Source organism: Nocardia sp. JMUB6875 (genome assembly GCF_041154655.1).
GTDB lineage: Bacteria > Actinomycetota > Actinomycetes > Mycobacteriales > Mycobacteriaceae > Nocardia.
On the sequence record NZ_BAAFGR010000355.1, the window covers coordinates 1 to 2627 of the forward strand.

The window sequence follows — 2627 nt, forward strand, 5'->3', positions numbered from 1 at the left end:
GGTCGTCCGGGGTGGCGGCGGGGCGGCGCGGCGGGCCGTCGTTCGGCGGCTGGCCTTCGCCCGCCGGGGCGGTCTCCGGCACGGGGCCGTCCTCGCCGACGGAACGGCCGGTCGGGTCCGGATCGGGGCGGCCACCGAGGTCGTCCCAAAGGCGTTCGGCGCGTTCGGCCGAGGCGCGGGCCATGGCGTCGACTTCGCGGGCCTGCTCGCGGAACAGGTGTTCCTCGGAGCTGCCCGGGATCGCGGTGTCGGCCATCTCGTGCAGGAAGCGGGCGTGCTTGGCTTCCATATCCGCCACGAAGTCGGCGTGCTCGGCCATTCGCTGGTCGAACCAGCGTTCGTCGCCGACCCTGGGTTCCGTTGCGGGGCCGCTCGATTCGGTTGCCGCGTCTTCGGAGATCGGGAGGCCGGGCTCCTCCGCTCCGGGCGACGGCTCGTCGGCTCCGGGCGGCGGTTCACTGGCCGCGCGGTGTTCGGGCGGGTTCGTGCTCGAATCCTCGGACCGGTCGCTGGGCCCCAGCAGGTCGGGGCGGTCGTCGACGGAGCGAAGGTGGGCGGGGTCGGCATCCGGCGGATGCAAGCCGATGGCGTCGCGGGCGGCCATCTCCAGCCGGTAGGCCATCAGCTTGGACAGCTCGGAAGCGTTGTCGCCATTGAGCTTCACATCGCGATAGGCCTCGGCCAGCGCCTCGCCGGGCTTGAGCATGTTGTGCTCGTCGAAGGCGTAGCCGGGGAGCTCGCTGCGCAGCCAGTTGGTGAATTCGGCGAAGTCGGAGCCCTCATGGGTCGCGACATAGTGCTGGATCAGGTCATCGACGAGGCCGACGCGGGCCTCCCGCTGGCCGTAGAAGTCCACCAGGTGCGCGTACTCGTGCACGATCACCGCGTACATCGGCCGCGCGTCGGCGCCGGACACGTGGAAACCGGCCGCGACATCCGCGTGGATCTTCGCTTCGAAACCGGCCGGATCCATGGCCCACATCTCGTTGAAGACAATGCGATCCGGTACCAGACGGCCGTCCTCGGTACGCATCGGATAGGCGATGGCGATGGCGCTCGGATCCTCCGGGAGGAAGCCGATCTCGATGCTGCGCGGCTTGATGCCCGGCGGCTGGGCGATCAACTCTTCGATCGCACGGCTGTATTCACGCAGCATCTCGACATCGCTCGCGTAATGGAAGCCGACGGCCTTGATGCCGAGCTCGTTCTCGAGATGGTCGATGATGCCCTGGCGGTCCTTGCCGGCCCAATGGTCGTCGATCGGCGAGACCTCGGGGACCTCGACGGGCTCCGGCGGCGACAGCACCAATTCCGGTTCGTGCGCGGGCTTTTCGCCGTCCTCCCGGCCACGCATGGCGTCATGTTGTTCGTCGCCGGTCCAGGTGGGCGGTTCGCGGTCGCGACGGGCAGCAGGGCCCGGATCGTCGCCGTCGGCGGCGCGGGCCCGGTGATCGGGGGTCGGGTCGGCGTAGACGGGGTTGTCGGCGGCGTGGGCGCGGTAGACCTGCCGCAGGTGGTCGTACAGGAGCTGCGCGGGTTCGCTGGCGAGTTCGCCGTTCAGGATGACGTCGGTGAACGCCTCGGCCAGCGCCTCGGCGTGATCGTACATGCCGTGCTCGTCGAAGCTGTAACCGCTCAGCTCCTCGTTCAGCCAGTCCAGGAAGCCGTCGTAATCGCCTCGGGTGCGCAGGTAATGGCGTTCCAGCGCCTCGAAGGCGTCGACGCGGGCCTGCATCTGCGTGGTGAAGTCGATGGCGTGCGCGAACTCGTGCACGATCGTCGAATACAGCGGGCGCTCACCGGATCCCGGGACCAGGTGGCCGTTCTCCTCGGCGAGCCGGACGCGGCGGGCGAGGTCCTCCGGGTTGCGGGCGAAGCGCTCGTTCAGGGTCAAGGTGTCGGCGAAGTAGCCGTCGCTATCGCGGCCCGGGTCCACCTCGGCGAAGACGCCGTCGTCGTCGATGGGCGCGATCCGGACTTCCTGCAGCTCGGTGTCGGGGAAGCGGGTGAACATGTCCTCGATGGCGCGGGCGAATTCGCGCAGCACCTCGACATCGACATGGGGGTTGTCGAAGCCGGTGACGTCCAGATCCCAGTCGTCCTCGAGCTTCTCGACAATGCCGTCCCGGTCCAGCTCCGACCAGCCGTCACGCGGTCGACCCGACCAGTCCGACTCGGCCCCGTCGCCGGAATCCCTTGCATCAGAATCATTATCGACATCATGCCGCTGCTGCGGACCCTGCTCCTCGGACGGCGGAATGGGCAACTCCCGCTGCCGCATGCGCAGCCGCGGACGGCGCACCCGCCCCTCCGCCTCACGCGGCGTATCGGTGCGCGTCTCGGCGGCCCCCTCGCGGCCGTTCTCGACCCGCGTCCCGTCTTTACGCGTCTCCCGCGGCTGCGCAACGTCTTCACGCGTATCACCGGGCCGCGCGATGTCCTCACGCGTGTTCTGTGGCCGCACAACATCTTCCCGCGTATCCCGCGGGCGGACGGCCTCCTCCCGCGTCGGCTCCGGATGGGCGATGTCCTCGCGGGTGTCCTGCGGGCGGCGTGTCGTGTCGAGGCGCGGCAGGTCGGGGCGGGTGATGTCCGAGCGGGACGGTTCGGGGTGAGAGCTCTCCGGG

1 protein-coding gene is annotated in these 2627 nt (G+C 69.6%); it reads right to left on the bottom strand.

Annotation, left to right across the window (positions count from 1 at the left end; genetic code table 11):
- On the bottom strand, positions 1-2627 hold a 2627-nt coding region (locus ACAM49_RS39720), incomplete at both ends, for a hypothetical protein (protein ID WP_369640671.1).